At 56.7% G+C, this 432-nt stretch carries 1 protein-coding gene; it reads left to right on the top strand.

The features are described 5' to 3' along the window. Nucleotides 1–23 precede the first annotated feature (23 nt). On the top strand, nucleotides 24–432 hold a 409-nt coding region (locus H7U37_RS15310), incomplete at its 3' end, for an SNF2-related protein (RefSeq protein WP_243414352.1).

Consider the following 432-nt stretch of genomic DNA (forward strand, 5'->3'; position numbering starts at 1 on the left):
CCGTTCTGTGCGATGAAGCCGGTATGGGCAAGAGCCACGAGGCCATGCTGGTCATCAATCAAAAGTGGCTGGAGGGATGCAGCCGGATTCTGCTGGTCATTCCCAATGCAGACCTGCTGCACCAATGGACGGAAATGCTGGATCGGTTCTATACCGTTCCCTATGTGGTTCTGACCAGCCGCAAAGAATGGCAGGCCCACAGTGCCCCCGACCATCCCAACGCCTTTATTCAGGATGCCATTGTCATTACGACCTATGACTTTGCCGCCGACAACGAGGAGACCGCAAAGGTGGTCAACTGGGACTTGACGGTGTTTGAAGAGGCCAATGCCCTCTCTCCGGTCTACCAGGAGGACAACAAACAGGCCAAGGCCCTCAAGCGGATCGCCGGAGACTCCTTCAAGCTGCTGCTCACCGGCACCCCCATCGAAA

This window comes from Pseudoflavonifractor phocaeensis (assembly GCF_016901735.1).
GTDB lineage: Bacteria > Bacillota > Clostridia > Oscillospirales > Oscillospiraceae > Pseudoflavonifractor_A.